Genomic DNA, 20514 nt, shown 5'->3' with positions numbered 1-20514 from the left:
GCGAATTATTTGATTCCGTCAAATAATATGTTTGATGAAATCAAACTTCCATGACACCGCCCTCGAGAGCCAGGTCGCCGCGGTCCGCGGCTTCAGCCGGTTCTATACCCGCAAGCTCGGCATCATCGAGCCGAAGCTGCTGCACTCCCCATTCACGCTGCAGGAAGCGCGGATCATCTACGAGCTCGCGCATCGCGCCGATTGCACCGCGACCGACCTGGTGCGCGATCTCGACCTCGATGCCGGCTTCGTCAGCCGCACGCTACAGGCACTGCAGCGCCGCCAGATCGTGACGCGCAAGCCGTCAAAGGCCGACAAGCGCGTCAATGAGGTGGCCCTCACCGCCAAGGGCCGCACTGCTGCCGCCGACCTCGACAGCCGCTCGCGCAACGAGGTCGGGGCGCTGCTAAAGCAGATGGACGGCGACCGGCGTGCGGCCGTGGTGCGTGCCATGAGCACGATCGAGCAGTCGCTGGAGCCGCCGGCCGAGAAGCCGGTGGGTTTCCTGCTGCGCAGTCATCGCGTCGGCGACATCGGGTGGGTGATCTCGCAACAGGGTCGCGCCTACGCGGAGGAATACGGCTGGGACATCAGCTACGAGGCGTTGGTGGCCGAGATCTGCGCGCAGTTTCTGCGATCGTTCGATCCGGCCTGTGAGCATTGCTGGATCGCGGAGGTCGACGGCGAGCCGGTCGGCTCGGTCTTCCTGGTCAACGGCGGCGACGGGGTCGCCAAGCTGCGGCTGTTGGCGGTGGAGGAGAAGGCGCGCGGGCTCGGCGTCGGCCGCGCACTGGTCGACCAGTGCGTCCGCTCCGCACGCGAGATGGGCTACAGGAAGATGACGCTGTGGACCCAGAGCATTTTGGTCGCCGCGCGCGGCATCTATGCGCGTGCCGGCTTTGAGCGCGTCAAGGAAGGGAAGCACCACAGTTTTGGCGTCGACCTGGTCGGGGAAACGTGGGAGCTGGAGTTGTAGGGCCCCTCCCCGTCGTCATTCCGGGGCATCGCGCAGCGATGAACCCGGAATCCATCGGGCCACAGAACCTGCGGCAAAATGGATTCCGGGCTCGCGCTTCGCGCGCCCCGCAATGACGAGCGAGGGGATGACGGCTACGCGCTCGCGCCCTTCGCCTTGGCGCGGCGCAAATGTTCATCCAGCCGCGGCATGATCTCGACGAAATTGCAGGGCCGCGTGCGGTAGTCGAGCTGCGCGGCCAGGATGCCGTCCCAGCCGTCGCGGCAGGCGCCGGGCGAACCGGGCAGGCAGAAGATGAAGGTCGCGCCCGCAACACCGGCGGTGGCGCGGCTCTGGATCGTCGATGCCCCGATCTTGGCATGGCTCAGCATGTGGAAGGCGATCGAAAAGCCGTCCATCCGCTTCTCGAACAGCGGCTCGACCGCCTCCGGCGTCACGTCGCGGCCGGTGAAGCCGGTGCCGCCGGTGCTGATGACGGCATCGACGCCGGGGTCCGCGATCCAGCGCCTGATCACAGCCCTAATCGCCTCGACATCGTCGGTGACGATCTCTCGTGCCGCGAGCTTGTGGCCGGCCGCAGTCAGACGGTCGGCCAGCGTGGTGCCCGACTTGTCATCCGCCAGCGTGCGGGTGTCGGAAATCGTCAGCACCGCGATGTTGAGCGGGATGAAGGTTTTGGATTCGTCGGTCGAAGACATGACAGTGCGCTCCTTCCGCACATTCCACCGTCATCCTGAGGTGCGCGCGTCAGCGCGCCTCGACGGATGGGCCGCGGGCTCCGTCATCCTTCGAGGCTCGCCAAGAGGCGAGCACCTCAGGATGACGCCACTGGCGGCGGGCCATCATGACCCTCACGCCATCGCGGCAGCAGTTACCCGCCGCCGAACGTGTTGCAGGCCTGCACGGTGCCCTGCTGGTAGCCGGTCATGAACCATTGCTTGCGCTGCGCGGCGGAGCCGTGGGTGAAGGAATCAGGCACCACCCTGCCCGTCGCCTGCCGCTGCAGCGTGTCGTCGCCGATCGCGTTCGCCGTGGTCAGCGCGGCGTCGATGTCGCCGGCCTCGAGGAAGCCCGGCCGCTTCTTCTCCTCGCGGTTGACCCAGACGCCGGAGAGACAATCGGCCTGCAACTCGACCTTGACCTGCAGCGCGTTGGCCTCGGCCTTGCTGCCGGCCTGCTGCTGCAGCCGGTTCACCCGCGGGATGATGCCGAGCAGGTTCTGGATGTGATGGCCGGCCTCATGCGCGATGATATAGGCCGCGGTGAATTTGCAGGCGTTGCCCGAGCAGCCGCGGAAGCGCGTCTCGACCTCGCGGAAGAAGCCGGTGTCGAGGAAGATGGTCTTGTCCGGCGGGCAGTAGAACGGTCCCATCGCCGACTGCGCCATGCCGCAGCGGCCGCCATTGGTGGCGTTGCGGAACAGCACGATCTTCGGACCGGTGTAGGTCTGGCCGCTGGCCTGGAAGATCTCGCTCCAGCGATCGTCGATCTCGCCGAGGATGCCGGCGATCATGCTGCCCATCTCGTCGGTCGGCGCGCCGCGCTTGGCCTGCCCGCCCGACGACTGGCGATCGGTCTGGTAGCTCGGCGCCTGGCCGCCGCCGGTGAGAATCTCGGCGCCGCCGATCAGGATGCGCGGATCGATGCCGAAGGCATAGCCGAGCAGGCCAAGCACAATGACCGTGCCGATGCCGAGCCCGCCACCGCCGCCCATCGGAATCCCGAAGCCACCACCGCCGCCGCCTCCGCTGTCGTCGCGACGGTCTTCGATATCGTCGCTGCGGCGGAAATCATCATAGCGCATGGCGGTTTCCCTTCATTCCAGTCGGCGCCCCATTGCGGGACACACCAACCTAAAATTTCCATTCTGTTAATCAATATCCTGCCCGGCAAAAATTGCCTAGTCCGCAGACGCGCATCCCTTGCGCTGCTAACACCGCAAGCAGCGGCCAGTTTACCGGCCGAATCGTGCCGGTTTGATGATCCGCAAATTTTTTTGCCGAACGCGCTGATGTTGCAGCACAACGCAAACGACAATGCGCCACGCCGTTCAAAAACTGCTGCAATCTTTTGCATGAACATTTCCAATTAAGTCGATTTTTACTTTGCCGGGTCAATGTGGCGCCAGTCGGTTGTTTAGTCCCGCGTCGCCGACAGCGTCGCCTGAGTCAGAGTTCTTGAGTCATGGTAGTGTCGCGTCGCGGGGCGTCTGCAAGGGCGCCCCGCACTAAATTTGAGAGTGCCCCGTCGAGCCACATCGTCATTGGCGATTGCGTGGCCGAGTTGTCGAAGCTTCAGGCCGGCTCGGTCGACCTGGTCTTCGCGGATCCTCCCTACAATCTGCAGCTCAAGGGCGATCTCAAACGCCCCGACGAATCGCATGTCGATGCCGTCAACGACGACTGGGACAAGTTCTCGTCGTTCGCTGCCTATGACGACTTCACCCGCGCCTGGCTGCTGGCCTGTCGCCGCGTGATGAAGCCGTCGGCAACGCTGTGGGTGATCGGCTCCTATCACAATATCTTCCGCGTCGGCGCGATCATGCAGGACCTCGGCTTCTGGCTCCTGAACGACATCGTGTGGCGCAAGTCCAATCCGATGCCGAATTTCCGCGGCCGCCGCTTCACCAACGCGCACGAGACCATGATCTGGGCCGCGCGCGACGAGAAAGCCAAGGGCTACACCTTCAATTACGAAGCGCTGAAGGCGTCCAATGAGGACGTGCAGGCGCGCTCCGACTGGCTGATCCCGCTGTGCACCGGCGAGGAACGCCTCAAAGGCGACGACGGCAAGAAGGTCCATCCGACGCAGAAGCCCGAGCAGCTGCTCGCGCGCGTGCTGCTGTCGTCGTCGAAGCCCGGCGATCTCGTGGTCGATCCGTTCAACGGCACCGGAACGACAGGCGCGGTCGCCAAAAGGCTCGGCCGCAACTATATCGGCTTCGAGCGCGACCGGACCTATGCCGCCGCCGCCGAAGCGCGCATCGCCGCGATCGAGCCGCTGCCGGCCGAGACCTTGGCCCCGTTCATGACCGCACGCGAGGCGCCGCGGGTGGCATTCTCCGAACTGATCGAACGCGGCATGATCGTGCCCGGCGCGAAACTGGTCGATGCCAAGAAGCGCCATGGCGCCCTGGTGCGCGCCGACGGCGCCATCATGCTCGGCGACAAGGTCGGCTCGATCCACCGCATCGGCGCGGTCGCGCAGGGCTCCGGCGCCTGCAACGGCTGGACCTTCTGGCACGTCGAGACCAAGACGGGCCTGCGGCTGATCGACGAGCTGCGCGCCGAGATCCGCTCCGAGATGGCGGTGGGCTGAGCGTCCGCGAATGCGGCACCGTAGGATGGGTAGAGCGAAGCGAAACCCATCACCTTCGTGCCGTGTGATCGATGGGTATCGCTTCGCTCCACCAATCCTACGGTCCTCTATCTCTGTCATTCCCCGATGCGCAATTGCGCATCTGAGGGCTCGCGAAGCGAGAGCCCGGAATCCATTGGGCCGCAGAGCAAGTGGCGCAATGGATTCCGGGCTCACCGCTTCGCGGCGCCCCGGAATGACAAAAGATGACGCCATCTTGAACGTGGCCGCCTTGTTGCGCCGCGGCGGCGGACCTACATTGACCTCCGTCACTCGCCGTTTCGATTGGTCGCCCGATGCGAAGACAATCCGAGACCTTGCTGCTGGTGCCGCTGTTGCCGGTCTTCCTGCTCGGCATGTTTCCGATGCTGCTGATCGGCCTGCTCGGATTCTTCGGCCTGATCATTTTCGGCATCCTGCTGGTCTGCGTCGGCCTGACGCTCGCCCTCGAGGCGCATGGCGAGTTTAATGAAGAGATCATCGTGCACGGCTATGCCCGCGGCTCCGAGCGTGCGACGCGGCTTTCCAACCTGCACGCCGCGACCCGCTCCGCCGCCGTGCTGGACGTCGCGGGCGTTGCGCTGATCGTCGCGGGTATCCTGGGCTTCTTCTGGGCCGGCTGACCGGCGCGCCACGCGACCCTGATTCACAAACTCGTCGCTTGCGCATTGCAGCGAATTTTGCGCATGAGGGGGCAAGCGGCCTTGCCCCGCCGCGTCCCGATCTCGCCGGTCACAAGAACCAAGGGAGTCCCTTCATGATCAAATTCTATTTCAACGGTGCGCCGAACCCGAACAAGGTTGCCCTGTTCCTGGAAGAATCCGGCCTGCCGTTCGAGGCGATCCCGGTCGACACCCGCAAGGGCGAGCAGTTCGCGCCGGAATTCCTCATGGTCAACCCGAACGGCAAGGTGCCGGCGATCGATGACGACGGGGTGCTGGTGTTCGACTCCAACGCCATCCTGCTTTACCTCGCCGAGGAGAACGGCAAGTTCCTGCCCGCCAACACGCCCGCCAACCGCGCCGCGACGCTGTCCTGGCTGATGTTCATCGCGACCGGGCTCGGCCCGTATTCCGGCCAGGCGGTGCATTTCAAGCATTTCGCGCCGAAGGACCTCGACTACGCCAACAACCGCTACCAGTACGAGGCGCATCGCCACTACAAGATCCTCGACGATCACCTGGCGAAATCACGCTACATGGTCGGCGACAGCTACACGATCGTCGACATGGCGTTCTGGGGCTGGGCGCGGATGGCGCCGTTTATCCTCGGCGAGGAAGGCTACGCCAAATATCCGAACGTGAAGCGGCTGGTCGACGAGATCTCGGCGCGGCCGGCGGCGGCGCGCGCGATCGCGCTGAAGGACAAGCACACCTTCAAGGCGGAGATGGACGACGCAGCCCGCGACATCATGTTCGGCCACCTCAAGTCCAAGGTGGCGTAAGCACTGCGCAGGGTGGGCAAGGACGCACAGCGCCCTGCCCACCTCGCATGCAGCGATCCTTTCGCTCTCACGGCGGCCAGTACGGCCTGCCCTTGTCATAGCGGCCGTGGTCGACGACGTCGGCTCGGCAGATCCCGATATCCTGCAACTCGCGTTCACTCATGGCGGCAAGCTGCCGCCATGCGCACCGGTTCTCACGCCACTGCCTGATCCAGGCGAGCGCCGCCGCGAGCCCGGCAACCAAGCACCTAACTCGCCGCGCGAACCGCGGCCGCCGGAAACGGACCAAGTGCCTTCTCGGTCAGCACCGAGTCGCAATATTCCCGGATTTCCTTGATCCGGCCGCCGTCGAAACGAAACACCAGGCAATAGTCGTTGTCGTAGCGCTGGCCTTCCTTGGTGAGGTTGTTGCCCCTGGCCTCGACCGCGACGATGTCACCGTCGGCGATGAAGCGATGGGCGATGGTGCGGCCGCGCTCCACCAGCCGGGAGCGGACATGACCATGCAGGTCGTTCATGATCGATTGCTTGCCGGTGAAGGTGCGCGACCAGGAATATTGCCCGGTCACGGTCCAGATCGCGTCGTCGGCGAGATTTGCCACCAGCAGCGATTTCTCGCGCACCGCGGGATCGGGATCGCCCGCGATCGCGAATATTTCCTGCACCAGTTTCTTGTTGTCGGCTGCGCTCATGGCGCGTCTCCTTGTGATGGATTGGCTCTGATTTTCAGGCAATTCCCCAAGCGAAGCGCCATTCGCTTCGCGTGAGAACGCCTTGCCCCCGGATCATGCGGCGCCGGCGCACATTCTTCCAATCGATAGGTGGTATGATATATATTCACCTGATGAATTTGAATTCGCTTGACCTCAATCTGCTGGTCGCGCTCGACGCCCTGCTGCGCGATGCCAATGTCAGCCGCGCCGCGATGCGGCTCAATCTGTCGCAGCCCGCGACAAGCCACGCGCTGCAGCGGCTGCGCGACCTGATCGGCGATCCGCTGCTGGTGCGCAACGGCGCGCGGATGGAGCTGACGCCGCGGGCGCAGGCGCTGCGTTCACCGCTGGCGCAGGCACTCGACCAGGTGCGCACGCTGTTCGTGTCCGATGATTTCGACCCCGCGCGCAGCGAGCGGCATTTCCGCCTGATGATGCCCGACCTCGCGGTCGAGCTGTTGATGCCGCGGCTGATGGAGAAGGTGACGCAGCTGGCGCCGAACGTCACCATCGACGTGGTGCCGTGGCGGAGCTCCCCGATCTTCACGCCCGACTTCGCCCGTACCATCGATCTCGTGATCTCGATCGGCAACTCTTTCAAGGGATTTCACCGCCAGCGGCTCTACACCGACATCGATGCGCTCGCAGTGCGACGCGGTCACCCCGCCGGCGTCAAACTCAGGAAGCGCGAGGCGTTCCTGGCCGCGCGGCATGTCGCCGTGATCATCCGTGGCCACAACGAGGATCTGATCGACACCTGGCTGCGCGCCAAGGGCATCCAGCGGCGGATCGCGCTGGTGGTGCCGGGCTATATCGAGGCGCTGCACGTCACCGCGCGCACCGACCTCGTCGCCTTCGTGCCGCGCCGGTTGATCTCCGCGCTGTCGAAGCAATTATCGCTGCTGACGGTGACGCCGCCGCTCGATCCCGGCATCGACGAGCAGCACATGTTCTATCCGACACGGGCCCAGATGGATCCCGGCTCGATCTGGCTGCGCCGGCTGATGCTGGAGACCGGACGGGAGCTGGAGACGCGGAAGGTGTAGCGGCACTCCATCCCCGCGTCGTCCCGGCGAAAGCCGGGACCCATAACCACAGGATTGCGTTGTGAGAGTGAGCTGCGGCCCCAGCGTCCCGCAACAATGATCGTTGGTGGTTATGGGTCCCGGGTCGCGCTGCGCTTGCCCGGGACGACATCGAATTTCTCGCGCTTACACCCTCTGCTCGGCCAACACCTTCTGCACCGCAGGGCGGCTCTCCATCGCGGCGCGATGCGCCTTCACCTTGGGCAGGGTCGCGATGTCGACCCCGTCGCCATCGAGCCAGAGGGTCAGTGTGTACAGATAGGCGTCGCCGACCGTGTAGCTGTCGCCCATCACCCACGGGCCCTTCAGCATGTCGCGCTCGATCAGGTTGAAGCAGGCGCCCATGGTCTTCGGGACCATCGTCTTCATGTCGGCGAACGAAGTCTCCTGCGTCGCCCAGCGCGCGCCGCGCATCTTGTGGGCGTGGCAGACATGCACCGTCGAGCAGAGGTAGGAATTGAAGGCCTGCAGCCTGGCGAATGCGAAGGCGTCGTCGAGCGGCGCGAGCTTCGCCTGCGGATAGGTCTGTGCGATGTAGGCCAGCATCGCCGGCGTCTCGGTGAGCACGCCGCGGTCGGTCACCAGCGACGGGACGCGGCCCTTCGGATTGATCTTCAGATACTCCGGGCTGTTCTGCTGGTTGATCTTGAAATCGAGCCGCTCGACCGAATAGGGCGCGCCGGCCTCGGCCAGCGCAATGTGGGACGCGAGGGCGCAGGTGCCGGGGGCGGTGTAGAGCTTGAGCATGTCGTTGTCCTCTGCGGGCCTTGTCGGTTCGTTGCGAACCCGGCCTGGCTTGTTTTGAGATGCGGCGGACGTTAGCGGCAGCCCCCTTTGCCGTCCACCCCGCGCGGTGCCGCGGACCTTGCCCGCAGCGGGGCCGCCATGCGATGACCATGGCCAATCGAGAGGGCTTTTCATGACTGTGCTCATTGCAGGTGGCGGAATTGGCGGGCTGACGCTGGCGCTCAGCCTGCACCAGATCGGCGTGCCCTGCCGCGTCTTGGAGAGCGTGCCCGAATTGCGGCCGCTCGGCGTCGGCATCAACGTGCTGCCGCATGCGGTACGCGAACTGATCGAGCTCGGCCTGCACGATGTGCTCGACGCATCCGCGGTGCGCACCCGCGAGCTCGCCTATTTCTCCAAGCACGGCAAACCGATCTGGAGCGAGCCGCGCGGCCTCGAGGCCGGCTATAAATGGCCGCAGTTCTCGATCCATCGCGGCCGGCTGCAGCAGCTGCTACTCGATGCCGCGACCGAACGGCTGGGGCCAGAGAACATCCTTACCAGCCATCATCTCACCGGCTGGACCGAGACCGCCGACGGCGTTCGCGCCGACTTCATCGACCGTGCCACCGGCAAGCCCGCCGGCAGCTATGACGGCGCAGTGCTGATCGCCGCGGACGGCATCCATTCGGCGGTGCGCGAGAAGCTCTATCCGCAGGAAGGGCCGCCGATCTGGAACGGCCGCATCCTGTGGCGCGGCATTACCCGCGGCAATGCCTTCCTGACCGGCCGCACCATGATCATGGCCGGCCACGAGATCCTGAAATTCGTCTGCTATCCGATCTCGAAGGAGGCCGGCGCCGACGGCAAGTTCGACATCAACTGGGTCGCCGAGCGACACATGCCGCCGACCTATCAGTGGCGCCGCGAGGACTATAACCGCACGGCAAAACTCGACGAGTTCCTGCCGTGGTTCGAGAGCTGGAATTTCGACTGGCTCGACGTGCCCGGTCTGATCCGGAACTGTCCGCATGCCTACGAATATCCGCTGGTCGATCGCGATCCGATCCCGCAATGGACCTTCGGCCGCGTCACGCTGATGGGCGACGCCGCGCACCCGATGTACCCGATCGGCTCCAACGGCGCCTCGCAGGCGATCCTCGATGCGCGCACGCTGACGCGCGAGATTTTGGCGCATGGCCCGACGCAGGCGGCGCTATTGGCCTATCAGGCCGAGCGGCGTCCGGCGACGACCGATCTCGTGATGCTGAACCGCCGCAACGGCCCGGAACAGGTCATGCAGCTGGTCGAGGAGCGCGCGCCCAACGGCTTTGGCGTCGTCACCGAAGTGCTGTCGCAGCAGGAGCTGGAAGACATTGCCGCCAACTACAAGCGCGTCGCCGGCTTCCAGGTCGAGGGGCTGAACGCCAAGCCGCCGATCGTGCAGCGGGCGGGAGCCTAAGTGCTGCGTGCCTCAAAGCGCCGCTCTGTGATTCCGTCACCCTGAGGAGCCGCGAAGCGGCGTCTCGAAGGGTGTACGGCCCGCGCTGGTGGCCGTGCATGCTTCGAGGCTCGCTCCGCTCGCACCTCAGCATGACGGGTTTGCTATAGCGTGCGCGGCCCTACCGCAGCGCCCGCGCCGCTTCTACCAGGCGGATGCTGCTGCTCGCCGTGGCGAGCAGCGTGCCGTCCGCGGCGGTCAGCCGGCCCTCGACGAAGGCGATGGTCTTGCCGAGCTGCGTCACGGTCGCCTCGCCGGTGATCGGTCCGGGCTTGGCAGGCGCGAGGAAATTCACATTCATCGTGATGGTCGTGGTGAAGAGCCTGCCCTCGGTCATGATGAACACCGCCGGGCCCATCGTGTCGTCGAGCATCGCCGAGAGCATGCCGCCCTGGATGAAGCCGGCCGGATTGCAGAAATCCTGCTTGCCGTCGAACACGATCCTGATCCAGCCGTCCTGCGGACGTGCGTCAGCCACGTGCCACCCCAGCAGCTTGGCGACTGGCGGCATCGGGATGCGGTCGAGTGCGGTTGCGATCATGGCGGCCTCCGTTTTGGAAGTCCTAGCCGAGACCTGTTGCCAGCATGGTGTCAGCAGGTCGCCTCCCCCCTAGAGATCCAGCCCGTGCGCGATGGCCTTGCGCATCACATTGGGAAACGCCTCGCCGTCCAGCGTCGCCACCGGCACCCAGCGCATGCCGTCCGGCGCGCGGGTCCGCAGCGGAACATTGGCCGTATAGACCACGAGCTCGAGCGGAAAGTGTGTGAACACATGGGTGACCACGCCGGTCTTGCGGTGCCAGCGCGTGACGCCCTTGAGCTCCGGCGCCTGCGCCAGCGCGGCGGCATCCGCCTGCCCGGCAAGCCATTGCGATCCCGGCACCTCGGTCATGCCGCCGAGCAGGCCTTTTGCCGGGCGCGAACGCACCAGGAGCTCGCCGCCGCGCGTCACCACGAACGCGGCGCCGCGGCGCAACGTACCGATCTTCTTCGGTGCCTTGCGCGGGAAGGTCTCCTGATCGCCGCGGATGCGGCCTGCGCAATCGTCATTCAGCGGACACAATGCGCAAGCCGGCTTCTTCGGCGTGCAGATGGTGGCGCCGAGATCCATCAGCGCCTGCGCGCTATCGCCAGCGCGAGAGTTCTCGTCGCCGGCACGGGACGGGCCGAGCAGTGTCGCCGCCATCGCCTTGATCAGCGGCTTGGCCTGCGGCAGCGCCTCCTCGATCGCGTAGAGCCGGGTGACCACGCGCTCGATATTGCCGTCGACCGGCATGGTGCGGCGGTCGAACGCGATGGCGGCGATCGCCGCCGCGGTGTAGGGCCCGATCCCGGGCAGCGCGCGCAGGCCCTCCTCGGTGTCCGGAAAGACACCGTCATGGTTGTTCAGCACCGCAACCGCGCAGGCATGCAGGTTGCGCGCCCGCGAATAATAGCCGAGCCCGGCCCACATCCTGAGGACGTCGTCGAGCGAGGCGCGGCCGAGCGCGGTCACGTCGGGCCAGCGCGACAGGAATTTCTCGAAATAGGGTCCGACCGCCCTGACCGTGGTCTGCTGCAGCATGATCTCGGACAGCCACACGCGGTACGGATCGGCCCGCTCCCCCGCCTCCGCACGCCACGGCAGCCGCCGGCGATGCCGGTCATACCAGGCCAGCAGCCGCGCCGGACGGTTGGCGGCTTCTCGCAACGGTCTTTGCTTGGTCGCTCGTGACAGGGACACGTTTCTCCTCGGGGATCAGACACCGCCGCGCTATTCATTGCAGACTGTAACGCGACGCGTTATAGTATGCACATGATCCAGAGCTTCGCCGATCCCGAGACAGCATTGATCTGGTCGGGCCGGCGCGGCAAGAGACTGCCGCCAGATATCCAGAACGTTGCGCTCAGGAAACTTCGTCTTCTGAACCAAGCCCGTGCATTGGGTGACCTGCGCGTGCCGCCCGGCAACCGCCTGGAGGCGCTGAGAGCCGACCGGTTGGGGCAGCATTCGATCCGCATCAACGATCAATGGCGGATCTGCTTTGTATGGGATGAAGGAGGACCGGCACATGTCGAAATCGTCGACTACCACGACTAAGAGCGGGCTGCTCCGCAACCCCCACCCCGGCGAAATCCTGCTCGAGGAGTTCCTCAACCCGATGGGCCTCAGTCAGAACGGACTGGCGCGAGCCGTTCATGTGCCCCCCCGTCGCATCAACGAGATCGTGCTCGGCAAACGCGACATCACCGCCGACACCGACCTGCGTCTCGCGCGCTATTTTGGCGTTTCGGAGGGGTTCTTTCTCGGATTGCAGATGGATTATGACCTGATGCAACGGCGCCGCGAGATCGACCGCGATCTCAAGGCCATCCGGCCGCGCGCGGCCTGATGGCGGCTCGGCAACGTGCTATAACCCCTCCCATGCCCAGACCCGGCCCGATCAGCGCAAAGCCCCTGTCGATCTTGCTCAGCGACGTCTTCACCGACGCCTATGCCAAGCAGGGCTTTGCCGCGCGCGAACTGGTGACGCGCTGGACCGAGATCGCGGGCGACCGGATCGCGGCCTATTGCGAGCCGCTGAAGATTCAGTGGCCTCGGCCGGTCGAGGGGCAACCGCAGGAGCCGGCCACGCTGGTGCTGCGGGTCGAGGGCCCGATGGCGCTGGAGATCCAGCACTCCTCCGACGTCATCCTGGAACGGGTGAACCGCTTCTTCGGCTGGCACGCGGTCGGCCGCCTGACGATCCGCCAAGCGCCACTTTCGCGCCGCGGCCGCCCCGCCCGGCCGCGCCCGCCCGACGCCAAAGACGTGGCCCGGGAGGCGGCGAACCTTGCGGCCGTCGAGGACGACGATCTGCGCGCCGCGCTGGCCCGCCTGGGTGCCTCGATCAAGCGAAATTGACGCTTTTCGCAGGCTCCGCCGCGAGACCCCGGCATTGCCACAATGGTCGTTTCAAGCTAGCGAAGGCTTCTTTTTCGGGACCCCCTTCATTGTGGCGTGAATGCGCCAATCCGGGAGCTGACCTTGATCATCACGCGCCGCGCTTTCACCACCGCTCTCTCGCTGACCGGGCTGGCCGCCCTCGCCGGCCTGTCGCCGCTGCGCCTGATCACGGACGCGTTCGCGCAGACCGCCGCCGAGGTCGCCAAGCCGCAGTCGCTGCCGGACATGGGGCTCGGCCCGCAGGACGCCAAGGTGACCATCATGGAATACGCCTCGATGACCTGCCCGCACTGCGCCAATTTCAACGAGACCGTGTTCCCGAAGATCAAGTCGACCTACATCGACAGCGGCAAGGTCCGCTACGTGTTCCGCGAATTCCCGCTCGACATCAAGGCCGCCGCCGGCTCGATGCTGGCGCGCTGCATCGCCAAGGACGACGCGCCGAAATTCTTCGCGGTGATCGACCTGCTGTTCCGCCAGCAGAACGACTGGGTGGTCAAGAACACCACCGAGACGCTGACGCGGATCGGCAAGCAGGCCGGCCTCAGCCAGCAGCAGGTCGAGGAGTGCCTCAAGGATCAGACGCTGCTCGACAAGATCGCCGCCGACCAGAAATACGCCAACGAGGTGCTGAAGGTGAACTCGACGCCGACCTTCTTCGTCAATGGCGAAATGCTGAAGGGCGAGACCTCGTTCGAGGAGTTCAGCAAGCACATCGATCCGCTGCTGAAGAGCTGATCGCGCACCCGCGAACCCGACGTCGTCGTGCCCGCGTTCGATTCGCGGCGCGATAATTGTGGATGATTTGCGATCACGGCCTGCCGCCGTCGCATTATTTGGTTGTTGAAAACCTGATTCGCGCGATGCGAATCTTCGAGGACATGCAGAGGCCGCAAAACCCCTGTAAATCCCTTGCAAATCCCTTGGGAAAAGCTTGGTCAAGCGGTTGCCCTGACGCACCGGCATCGCCATTGTCGCCGCTCATGAGAGCTGCACGCAGCTATTCACCCCAGACACCGACATTGCCATCCATGGTATTGTCACGGCAGGGAGATTCGCGCCCGGCCAAACGAGATTTGTGTACATGAAGCTCACGCGCCTCCGCCTGCACGGTTTCAAGTCGTTCGTTGAACCCACCGATTTCATGATCGAGCCGGGCCTGACCGGCGTCGTCGGACCGAACGGCTGCGGCAAATCCAATCTGGTCGAAGCGCTGCGCTGGGCGATGGGCGAGACCTCGCACAAGTCGCTGCGCGCCGCCGACATGGATGCGGTGATCTTCGCCGGTTCCGGCAATCGTCCGGCGCGCAACCACGCCGAAGTCGTGATGACGATCGACAATTCCGATCGCTCGGCACCGGCCGCGATGAACGACAGCCAGCTGCTCGAAATCTCCCGCCGCATCGAGCGCGAGGCCGGCTCGGTCTACCGCATCAACGGCCGCGACGTGCGCGCCCGCGACGTGCAGATCCTGTTCGCCGACGCCGCCACCGGCGCCCGTTCGCCGGCGCTGGTCCACCAGGGCAAGATCGGCGAAATCATCCAGGCCAAGCCCGAGCAGCGCCGCCGCGTGCTGGAAGACGCCGCCGGCGTTGCCGGCCTGCACGCCCGCCGCCACGAGGCGGAACTGCGGCTGAAGGCGGCCGAAACCAACCTCACCCGCGTCGAGGACGTGATCGGCCAGCTCAGCGGCCAGATGGAAGGCCTGAAGAAGCAGGCGCGCCAGGCGATTCGCTACCGCGAGGTCGCGGCCAAGGTGCGCAAGTCCGAGGCCATGCTGTTCCATCTGCGTTGGATTGAGGCCAATGCCGACGTCAACGACGCCGCGCACACCCATGATATCTCCGTGCGCGAGATGGCCGAGCGCACCCGCGAGCAGGCCGAATCCGCCCGCATCCAGGCGATCCGCGCCGCCGAATTGCCGGCGCTGCGCGATGCCGAGGCGCGCGCCGCCGCCGGCCTGCAGCGCCTGACCAATGCACGCGAGATGCTCGACCGCGAGGAGCAGCGCGCCAAGGAGCGGGTCGGCGAACTCGATCGCCGCCTCACCCAGTTCGCCCAGGACATCGCGCGCGAGCAGCAGCAGACCTCCGATGCCGACATCGCGCTGCAGCGGCTCGACACCGAAGACGCCGAGCTCAAGGAAGAGATCAAGTCGCGCGTCGAGAAGCGCTCCGGCGTCGACGAGCGCGTCTCCGAGGCCGAGGAGATCCTGGCCGCGACCGAGCGCCAGTTCTCCGAACTGACCACGCAGCTCGCCGACCTGACCGCCAAGCGCAACCAGCTCGAAGCCGGCGTGCGCACGCATCGCGACCGGCTGGCGCGGCTCGATCAGGAGATCGGCAACGTCCAGGCCGAGGAAACCAAGCTCGCGCAGGAGACGGGCAATCTCGGCGACATCGACGCGCTCGCCGCCGCCATGGAGATGGCGCAGCAGACGCTCGCCGAATCCGAGGCGGCCGTGCAGTCCAGCGAGGCGCATCACGCCGCCGTGCGGCAGACCCTGGAAGCCTCCCGCAATCCGCTCGCCGAAGCCGAGAAGCGCGTGCAGCGCCTCGAGACCGAAGCCCGCACCATCTCCAAGCTCGTCACCAGCGAGACCAAGAATCTGTGGCCGCCGATCATCGACGGCATCACGGTCGCCAAGGGCTATGAAAAGGCGATCGGCGCCGTGCTCGGCGACGACCTCGACGCGCCGGTGGATTCGTCTGCGCCGATGCGCTGGACCAATGTCGGTGAAGCCGCGGGCGATCCCGCGCTGCCGGATGGCGTAGAACGGCTGGCCGATCACGTCCAGGCGCCGCCGGAACTGGCGCGCCGTCTGGCCCAGATCGGCGTGGTGGCCAAAGAACGCGGCGCCGCGCTGGTGTCGCAGCTGAAGACCGGCCAGCGGCTGGTGTCGCTCGAAGGCGACGTCTGGCGCTGGGACGGCTTTGTCGCCGACGCCCATGCTCCAACTGGCGCCGCCCGGCGCCTCGCCGAACGCGCCCGCCTGGTCGATATCGAGCATGAGCTTGAACAGGCCCGCATCGATGCCGCCGCCAAGCGCCAGGCCCTGGAGACGGCTGAAGAAGAATTGCGCTCGGCGTCCGCCGCCGAGGGTGCATCGCGCGAAGCCGTGCGTGCCGCCCGCCGCGAAACCGACGCCGCGCGCGAGCGCCACGCTGCGACCGAACGCGAGATCAACCGCCACTCTGCGCGCAAATCGGCGCTGACCGAGGCGCACAGCCGCGTCGCCGCCGACCGCGCCGAGGCCGAAGCGGCGCATGAGAACGCAGTTGCCGCGCTGTCCGAATTGCCGCCGGGCGTCGAGACCGAAGCCCAGCTCGCCGCGGTTCGCGCCGAGATCGACAACCAGCGCCGTGCCGCGGCGCAAGTCCGCGCCGAGGCGCAGGCGCTCGCCCGCGAGGCCGAGCTCGCCGACCGCCGCGTGCAGGCCATCGTTGCCGAACGCAACGAGTGGCAGAGCCGCAAGACCAGCGCCGCCTCGCAGGTCGGGACCATCGAAGAGCGCATCGCCGAGGTGTCGGCCGAGCGCGAGGAACTGGCCAATGCGCCGGAAGTGTTCGCCGAGAAGCGCAGCGCGCTGATCACGGAGATCGAGCACGCCGAGGGCGATCGCCGGATCGCCGCCGATGCGCTGGCGACGGCGGAAGCCGCGATGGCGGAAACCGATCGCCTCGCCAAGACCTCGCTCGAAGCGCTGTCGTCCTCCCGCGAAGCCACCGCGCGCGCCGAAGAGCGCATGGAGGGCACCCGCCGCCGCCTCGCCGACATCGAGCGCGAGATCCACGACATGCTCGAGGTCGAGCCGAGCGCGGTCGTCGGCATGGCCGAGATCGAGCCCGGCGCAGAGCTGCCGCCGGTCGCGCAGGTCGAGGAAGAACTTGAAAAGCTGCGCCGTGACCGCGAGCGCTTGGGCGCCGTCAATCTGCGCGCCGAGGAAGAGTTGAAGGAAGTCGAGACCCAGCACACCGCGCTGACCACCGAGCGCGACGACCTGGTCGAGGCGATCAAGCGGCTGCGGCAGGGCATCCAGAGCCTCAACCGCGAAGCGCGCGAGCGTCTGTTGACCTCGTTCGAGACCGTCAACAACCACTTCAAGCGGCTGTTCACCGAGCTGTTCGGCGGCGGCGAAGCCGCGCTGCATCTGATCGAGAGCGACGATCCGCTCGAAGCCGGCCTCGAGATCATCGCCAAGCCGCCCGGCAAGAAGCCGCAGACGCTGTCGCTGCTGTCCGGCGGCGAGCAGGCGCTGACGGCGCTGGCGCTGATCTTCGCCGTGTTCCTGACCAACCCGTCGCCGATCTGCGTGCTGGACGAAGTCGACGCGCCGCTCGACGACCACAACGTCGAACGGTTCTGCACCCTGCTGAACGAGATGACGGCGTCGACGGAAACCCGCTTCATCATCATCACGCACAATCCGATCACGATGGCGCGGATGAACCGGCTGTTCGGTGTCACCATGGCCGAGCGCGGCGTGTCGCAGCTGGTGTCGGTCGACCTGCAGGGCGCGGTCGATATCCTCGACCAGAACGTGGCGTAACGCACTCAGGCGTCATCCTGAGGAGCCGCGCATTCGCGCGGCGTCTCGAAGGATGGGCCACGACTCGTGATTGTCATCCTTCGAGGCTCGCAAGCGCTCGCAACTCAGGATGACGGCGAACCATGACCTCACCCGATCTCCCCGCCGAACTGCGCGCGGCCCTCAACGCCAGGCTCGAAGGCCTGTCGCGCAGCGATGCCGCCAGCCGCGCGGCGGTGATCTCACAGACCTATCGCGAGGGCGGCGGCTCGGGGACGATCCGGACCGAGACCGACACGCTGGCCTACGCGCTGGCGCGGATGCCGGCGACCTATGCGGCCGTGGTGGCGAGCCTCAATGCGTTGGCGGAGATCCGGCCGGATTTTGCGCCAGCGAGCCTGCTCGATGTCGGCGCCGGTCCCGGGACCGCGACCTGGGCGGCCGCGGAGACGTTCACATCGCTAAAGGGCTTCACCCTGCTCGACGCCAATGGCGCGTTGCGAACGCTCGCCGAGGGGCTGTTTCACGGCAGCATTCGCCTGCACGACACCAGCTACCAACTCGGTCAGGCCCGCGCCCTGCTGGACAAGGCCGACCCGGCCGATCTCGTCGTCGCCAGCTACATGATCGGCGAGCTCGGCGAAAACGAGCGCGCGGCACTGGCCGATGCGCTGTGGTCCAAAACCAGCGATACGCTATTGGTCGTCGAACCCGGCACGCCCGCGGGCTATGCGCGGATCATCGCATTGCGCGCACGCCTGATCGCCGCCGGCGCGCATGTCATAGCCCCCTGCCCGCATGACGGCGGCTGCCCGCTGGTCGCGCCCGACTGGTGCCATTTCTCGCAGCGCCTGCAACGCTCGCGCGCGCACAAGCAGGTCAAGGGCGCCGATGCCCCATTCGAGGACGAGCGCTTCGCCTATGTCGCGCTGAGCCGCGCGCGCGCTGAGAACAGGCCATCGCGCGTGCTGGCGCAGCCGGATGTCGGCAAGATCGAGGTTGCGGCGAAGCTGTGCACGCCAGACGGCGTCGCCGTCGCCAGGGTGCCCCGCCGCGCCAAGGCCGATTACGCCAGCGCCCGGCGCTGGCGCTGGGGCGATGCGGTTTAGCTACTTGCGTCGTCCCGGCGAATGTTGAACCAATCTTGGTTCTGTGCCGACCAATTCATGCCCACCTTTTCGCGGCGGGCTGCCCTGCGCCCCAATCCTGGGCTACGGTGCCGCCGTCTCGTCCATCAGGAGCTGCCCTGTCATGTCGACCAGCTGGATCGTCATCGGCGTCATCGTCCTTCTCGTGCTGTTTGCGTTCGGCGCCTACAACCGCCTCGTCGCGCTCGGCCAGCGCGTCAGCCAGGCCTTTGCCGACATCGATGTGCAGCTCAAGCAGCGCCACGACCTGATCCCGAACCTGGTCGAGACCGTGAAAGGCTATGCCGCACATGAGCGCGGCACGCTCGACGACGTCATCAAGGCACGCAATTCGGCGATCTCTGCTCAGGGGCCGGCCCAGGTGTCGGCGGCGGAGAACCAGCTCTCCGGCGCGCTCGGCCGGCTGATCGCGCTGTCGGAAGCCTACCCGGACCTCAAGGCCAACGCCAATTTCCAGCAGCTCGCCTCCGAGCTTTCCGATCTCGAGAACAAGATCGCCGCCAGCCGCCGCTTCTTCAACAACGCGGTCCAGGAATACAACACTGGCATCCAGCAGATGCCGGCCGCGCTGTTCGCCGGCATGTTCGGCTTCACCCGCAAGGATTTCTTCGACCTCGGCGCCAGCCGCACGGAGGTCGAGGCGGCACCGAGCGTGAAGTTCTGAGGCGCAACGCGCGCCGGCAATAGGCCGCTCCGTCATGGCCGCCTACGGTCTCTACACGCATATCGCATCGAACAAGTTTCGTTCGATGCTGCTGCTCGCCGGCCTGTTCCTGCTGATCTACGTGCTGGTCTATGGCGGCGCGCTGGTCGCGGAGGTCATGATCGATAGCGGCCGCACGGCCGATTATTACCTGACCCATGCCTCGCGCGATCTGGTCTCGGCCTTCCCATGGGCGACGATCGCGGCGGGGGCCTGGATCGTAATCGCCTATTTCTTCCACCAGAAGATGATCGACGCCGTCACCGGCGGCGAAAGCGTGACACGGCAGCAGCAGCCGCGGCTCTACAATCTGCTGGAAAACCTCTGCATCTCGCGCGGCATTCCGATGCCGAAGCTGAAGGTGATGGACAGTCCGGCGCTGAACGCGTTCGCGACCGGACTGAATCCGCGGCAATACGCCATCACGGTCACCACGGGCTTGTTGAGGGCACTGAACGACCAGGAGATCGAGGCCGTGCTCGGCCACGAGCTCACCCATATCAAGAATGGCGACGTGCAGCTGATGGTGGTCGCCGTGATCATCGCCGGCGTGGTCGGCTTCTTCGGCGAGTTGTTCTTCCGCGTGTTCACAAATCTGTCGTGGAGCGGCGGCAGCCGCCGCGGAGGCGGCTGGTCGTCGTCGTCATCCTCCTCATCGTCATCATCCTCTTCGGACCGCGACAGCAAGGGCTCGGGCGGCGGCGCGATCATCGTCATCGTCGTCGCGGTCGCGCTCATCATGCTGGCCTGGCTGCTGTCGCAGGTGGTCAAGCTCGCACTGTCGCGGTCGCGCGAATTTCTCGCCGATGCCGGATCGGTCGAGCTGACGAAGAATCCCGATGCGATGATCTCGGCGCTGCGCAAGATCGAGAACCGCGGCGAGTTGCCGGGCGCCACCTCGGCGGTGATGGAACTCTGCGTCGACAATCCGCGCGAGGGCTTTGCCGACCTGTTTGCCACCCATCCGTCGGTGAAGTCCCGGGTCGATGCCCTGGTGAAATACGCCGGCGGCCACGATCCCGGACCGCTGGCGCTGCCGGATGAGACATCGGAGGCGACGGAAACGCCGGAACAGCCGTCGGTGTCGGGCGATCAGCCTCCGCCTGTGACCCACGGCCCCTGGAGCGACACGCCGCCTGCACAACCGAACAATCCGCCGCCGCTGCCGGGCACCAGCCCCGCACAGGGACCATTGGGACCGCTGGATCCTCTGCAAGGCCCGCTTCAAGGCCCACTTCAAGGCCCTTGGGGCCGGCACCGCTGATCGTGCCCTAGACCACTCAGTCCATTAAGGAAATCCCCACCAAGCCGGTCATGGGCACCTTAAGGAATTGAATTCTCCCTCGTTTCTGCCATGTTCGCGCCCAAAGCAGTGTGGGGACTTGCCGATCGCCATCGCGGTCGGGA

21 protein-coding genes are annotated in these 20514 nt (G+C 66.0%); 14 read left to right on the top strand and 7 right to left on the bottom strand.

Annotated elements, in window-relative coordinates; all coding sequences use genetic code 11:
* Positions 1 to 34 precede the first annotated feature (34 nt).
* On the top strand, positions 35 to 976 hold the full coding sequence (locus tag H8B02_RS03410; RefSeq protein WP_229164857.1) for a bifunctional helix-turn-helix transcriptional regulator/GNAT family N-acetyltransferase: 942 nt from the start codon (positions 35 to 37) through the stop codon (positions 974 to 976).
* 134 nt (positions 977 to 1110) lie between these two features.
* Here the strand turns inward: H8B02_RS03410 and moaB are convergent, their stop codons facing one another.
* Together moaB and ypfJ are read right to left on the bottom strand one after the other, a co-directional pair.
* The gene (gene moaB, locus H8B02_RS03405; RefSeq protein ID WP_229164856.1) at positions 1111 to 1674 is read right to left on the bottom strand and encodes a molybdenum cofactor biosynthesis protein B; all 564 of its coding nucleotides are present in this window, start codon (positions 1672 to 1674) and stop codon (positions 1111 to 1113) included.
* A 173-nt stretch (positions 1675 to 1847) separates the two neighbouring features.
* On the bottom strand, positions 1848 to 2780 hold the full coding sequence (ypfJ, locus tag H8B02_RS03400; RefSeq protein WP_229164855.1) for a KPN_02809 family neutral zinc metallopeptidase: 933 nt from the start codon (positions 2778 to 2780) through the stop codon (positions 1848 to 1850).
* A gap of 380 nt (positions 2781 to 3160) precedes the next feature.
* Between ypfJ and H8B02_RS03395 the strand changes: the two genes are divergently transcribed.
* From H8B02_RS03395 to H8B02_RS03385, 3 genes are all read left to right on the top strand, one after another.
* Positions 3161 to 4294 carry a site-specific DNA-methyltransferase gene (locus H8B02_RS03395; protein ID WP_229164854.1) on the top strand — a complete coding sequence of 378 codons (1134 nt, stop codon included), beginning with the start codon at positions 3161 to 3163 and terminating at the stop codon, positions 4292 to 4294.
* A gap of 335 nt (positions 4295 to 4629) precedes the next feature.
* Complete coding sequence (locus H8B02_RS03390; protein WP_229164853.1) at positions 4630 to 4956, top strand: hypothetical protein; 327 nt, start codon at positions 4630 to 4632, stop codon at positions 4954 to 4956.
* Positions 4957 to 5090: 134 nt separating this feature from the next.
* Positions 5091 to 5777 carry a glutathione S-transferase family protein gene (locus tag H8B02_RS03385; protein WP_229164852.1) on the top strand — a complete coding sequence of 229 codons (687 nt, stop codon included), beginning with the start codon at positions 5091 to 5093 and terminating at the stop codon, positions 5775 to 5777.
* Between the two features lie 67 nt (positions 5778 to 5844).
* On the opposite strand, the gene H8B02_RS03380 is transcribed toward H8B02_RS03385, so the two are convergent.
* Together H8B02_RS03380 and H8B02_RS03375 are read right to left on the bottom strand one after the other, a co-directional pair.
* Positions 5845 to 6021: a DUF1127 domain-containing protein gene (locus tag H8B02_RS03380; RefSeq protein ID WP_229164851.1), complete on the bottom strand. Its 177-nt coding sequence runs from the start codon at positions 6019 to 6021 to the stop codon at positions 5845 to 5847.
* Between the two features lie 4 nt (positions 6022 to 6025).
* Entirely contained in the window at positions 6026 to 6469 is a 444-nt protein-coding gene (locus H8B02_RS03375) for a nuclear transport factor 2 family protein (RefSeq protein WP_229164850.1), read from the bottom strand.
* A gap of 152 nt (positions 6470 to 6621) precedes the next feature.
* Between H8B02_RS03375 and H8B02_RS03370 the strand changes: the two genes are divergently transcribed.
* On the top strand, positions 6622 to 7536 hold the full coding sequence (locus tag H8B02_RS03370) for a LysR family transcriptional regulator (protein WP_229164872.1): 915 nt from the start codon (positions 6622 to 6624) through the stop codon (positions 7534 to 7536).
* Between the two features lie 165 nt (positions 7537 to 7701).
* Here the strand turns inward: H8B02_RS03370 and H8B02_RS03365 are convergent, their stop codons facing one another.
* Positions 7702 to 8322, bottom strand: a complete 621-nt coding sequence (locus H8B02_RS03365; protein ID WP_229164849.1) for a glutathione S-transferase family protein — start codon at positions 8320 to 8322, stop codon at positions 7702 to 7704.
* 172 nt (positions 8323 to 8494) lie between these two features.
* Here H8B02_RS03365 and H8B02_RS03360 point away from each other — a divergent pair, with 172 nt between their 5' ends.
* On the top strand, positions 8495 to 9763 hold the full coding sequence (locus H8B02_RS03360) for a flavin-dependent oxidoreductase (protein WP_229164848.1): 1269 nt from the start codon (positions 8495 to 8497) through the stop codon (positions 9761 to 9763).
* Positions 9764 to 9923: 160 nt separating this feature from the next.
* Here the strand turns inward: H8B02_RS03360 and H8B02_RS03355 are convergent, their stop codons facing one another.
* Positions 9924 to 10343 carry a PaaI family thioesterase gene (locus H8B02_RS03355; protein WP_229164847.1) on the bottom strand — a complete coding sequence of 140 codons (420 nt, stop codon included), beginning with the start codon at positions 10341 to 10343 and terminating at the stop codon, positions 9924 to 9926.
* Positions 10344 to 10412: 69 nt separating this feature from the next.
* Positions 10413 to 11525: an A/G-specific adenine glycosylase gene (mutY, locus tag H8B02_RS03350; protein WP_512699901.1), complete on the bottom strand. Its 1113-nt coding sequence runs from the start codon at positions 11523 to 11525 to the stop codon at positions 10413 to 10415.
* Positions 11526 to 11597: 72 nt separating this feature from the next.
* On the opposite strand from mutY, the gene H8B02_RS03345 reads away from it, so the two are divergent.
* The 8 genes from H8B02_RS03345 (at position 11598) to H8B02_RS03310 (ending at position 20371) form a co-directional block, all read left to right on the top strand.
* Positions 11598 to 11882: a type II toxin-antitoxin system RelE/ParE family toxin gene (locus H8B02_RS03345; RefSeq protein WP_229164870.1), complete on the top strand. Its 285-nt coding sequence runs from the start codon at positions 11598 to 11600 to the stop codon at positions 11880 to 11882.
* A complete protein-coding gene (locus H8B02_RS03340; protein ID WP_229164846.1) occupies positions 11854 to 12174 on the top strand; it encodes a HigA family addiction module antitoxin in 321 nt (106 codons plus the stop codon). Before H8B02_RS03345 ends, H8B02_RS03340 begins: the two co-directional genes overlap by 29 nt.
* A gap of 32 nt (positions 12175 to 12206) precedes the next feature.
* Positions 12207 to 12686: a DUF721 domain-containing protein gene (locus H8B02_RS03335; protein WP_229164845.1), complete on the top strand. Its 480-nt coding sequence runs from the start codon at positions 12207 to 12209 to the stop codon at positions 12684 to 12686.
* 123 nt (positions 12687 to 12809) lie between these two features.
* Entirely contained in the window at positions 12810 to 13466 is a 657-nt protein-coding gene (locus tag H8B02_RS03330; protein WP_229164844.1) for a DsbA family protein, read from the top strand.
* A 346-nt stretch (positions 13467 to 13812) separates the two neighbouring features.
* Entirely contained in the window at positions 13813 to 17277 is a 3465-nt protein-coding gene (smc, locus tag H8B02_RS03325) for a chromosome segregation protein SMC (RefSeq protein ID WP_229164843.1), read from the top strand.
* Between the two features lie 122 nt (positions 17278 to 17399).
* Positions 17400 to 18365, top strand: a complete 966-nt coding sequence (locus H8B02_RS03320; RefSeq protein ID WP_229164842.1) for a small ribosomal subunit Rsm22 family protein — start codon at positions 17400 to 17402, stop codon at positions 18363 to 18365.
* A 142-nt stretch (positions 18366 to 18507) separates the two neighbouring features.
* On the top strand, positions 18508 to 19068 hold the full coding sequence (locus H8B02_RS03315) for a LemA family protein (protein ID WP_092124555.1): 561 nt from the start codon (positions 18508 to 18510) through the stop codon (positions 19066 to 19068).
* A 34-nt stretch (positions 19069 to 19102) separates the two neighbouring features.
* Positions 19103 to 20371: a M48 family metallopeptidase gene (locus tag H8B02_RS03310; RefSeq protein ID WP_229164841.1), complete on the top strand. Its 1269-nt coding sequence runs from the start codon at positions 19103 to 19105 to the stop codon at positions 20369 to 20371.
* Positions 20372 to 20514: the final 143 nt, after the last annotated feature.

It is taken from the genome of Bradyrhizobium altum (assembly GCF_020889705.1).
In the GTDB taxonomy this organism is placed as follows: Bacteria; Pseudomonadota; Alphaproteobacteria; order Rhizobiales; family Xanthobacteraceae; genus Bradyrhizobium; species Bradyrhizobium altum.
The sequence above is the reverse complement of the archived record's forward strand: the minus strand, read 5'-3'. Positions and strand labels throughout refer to the sequence as shown.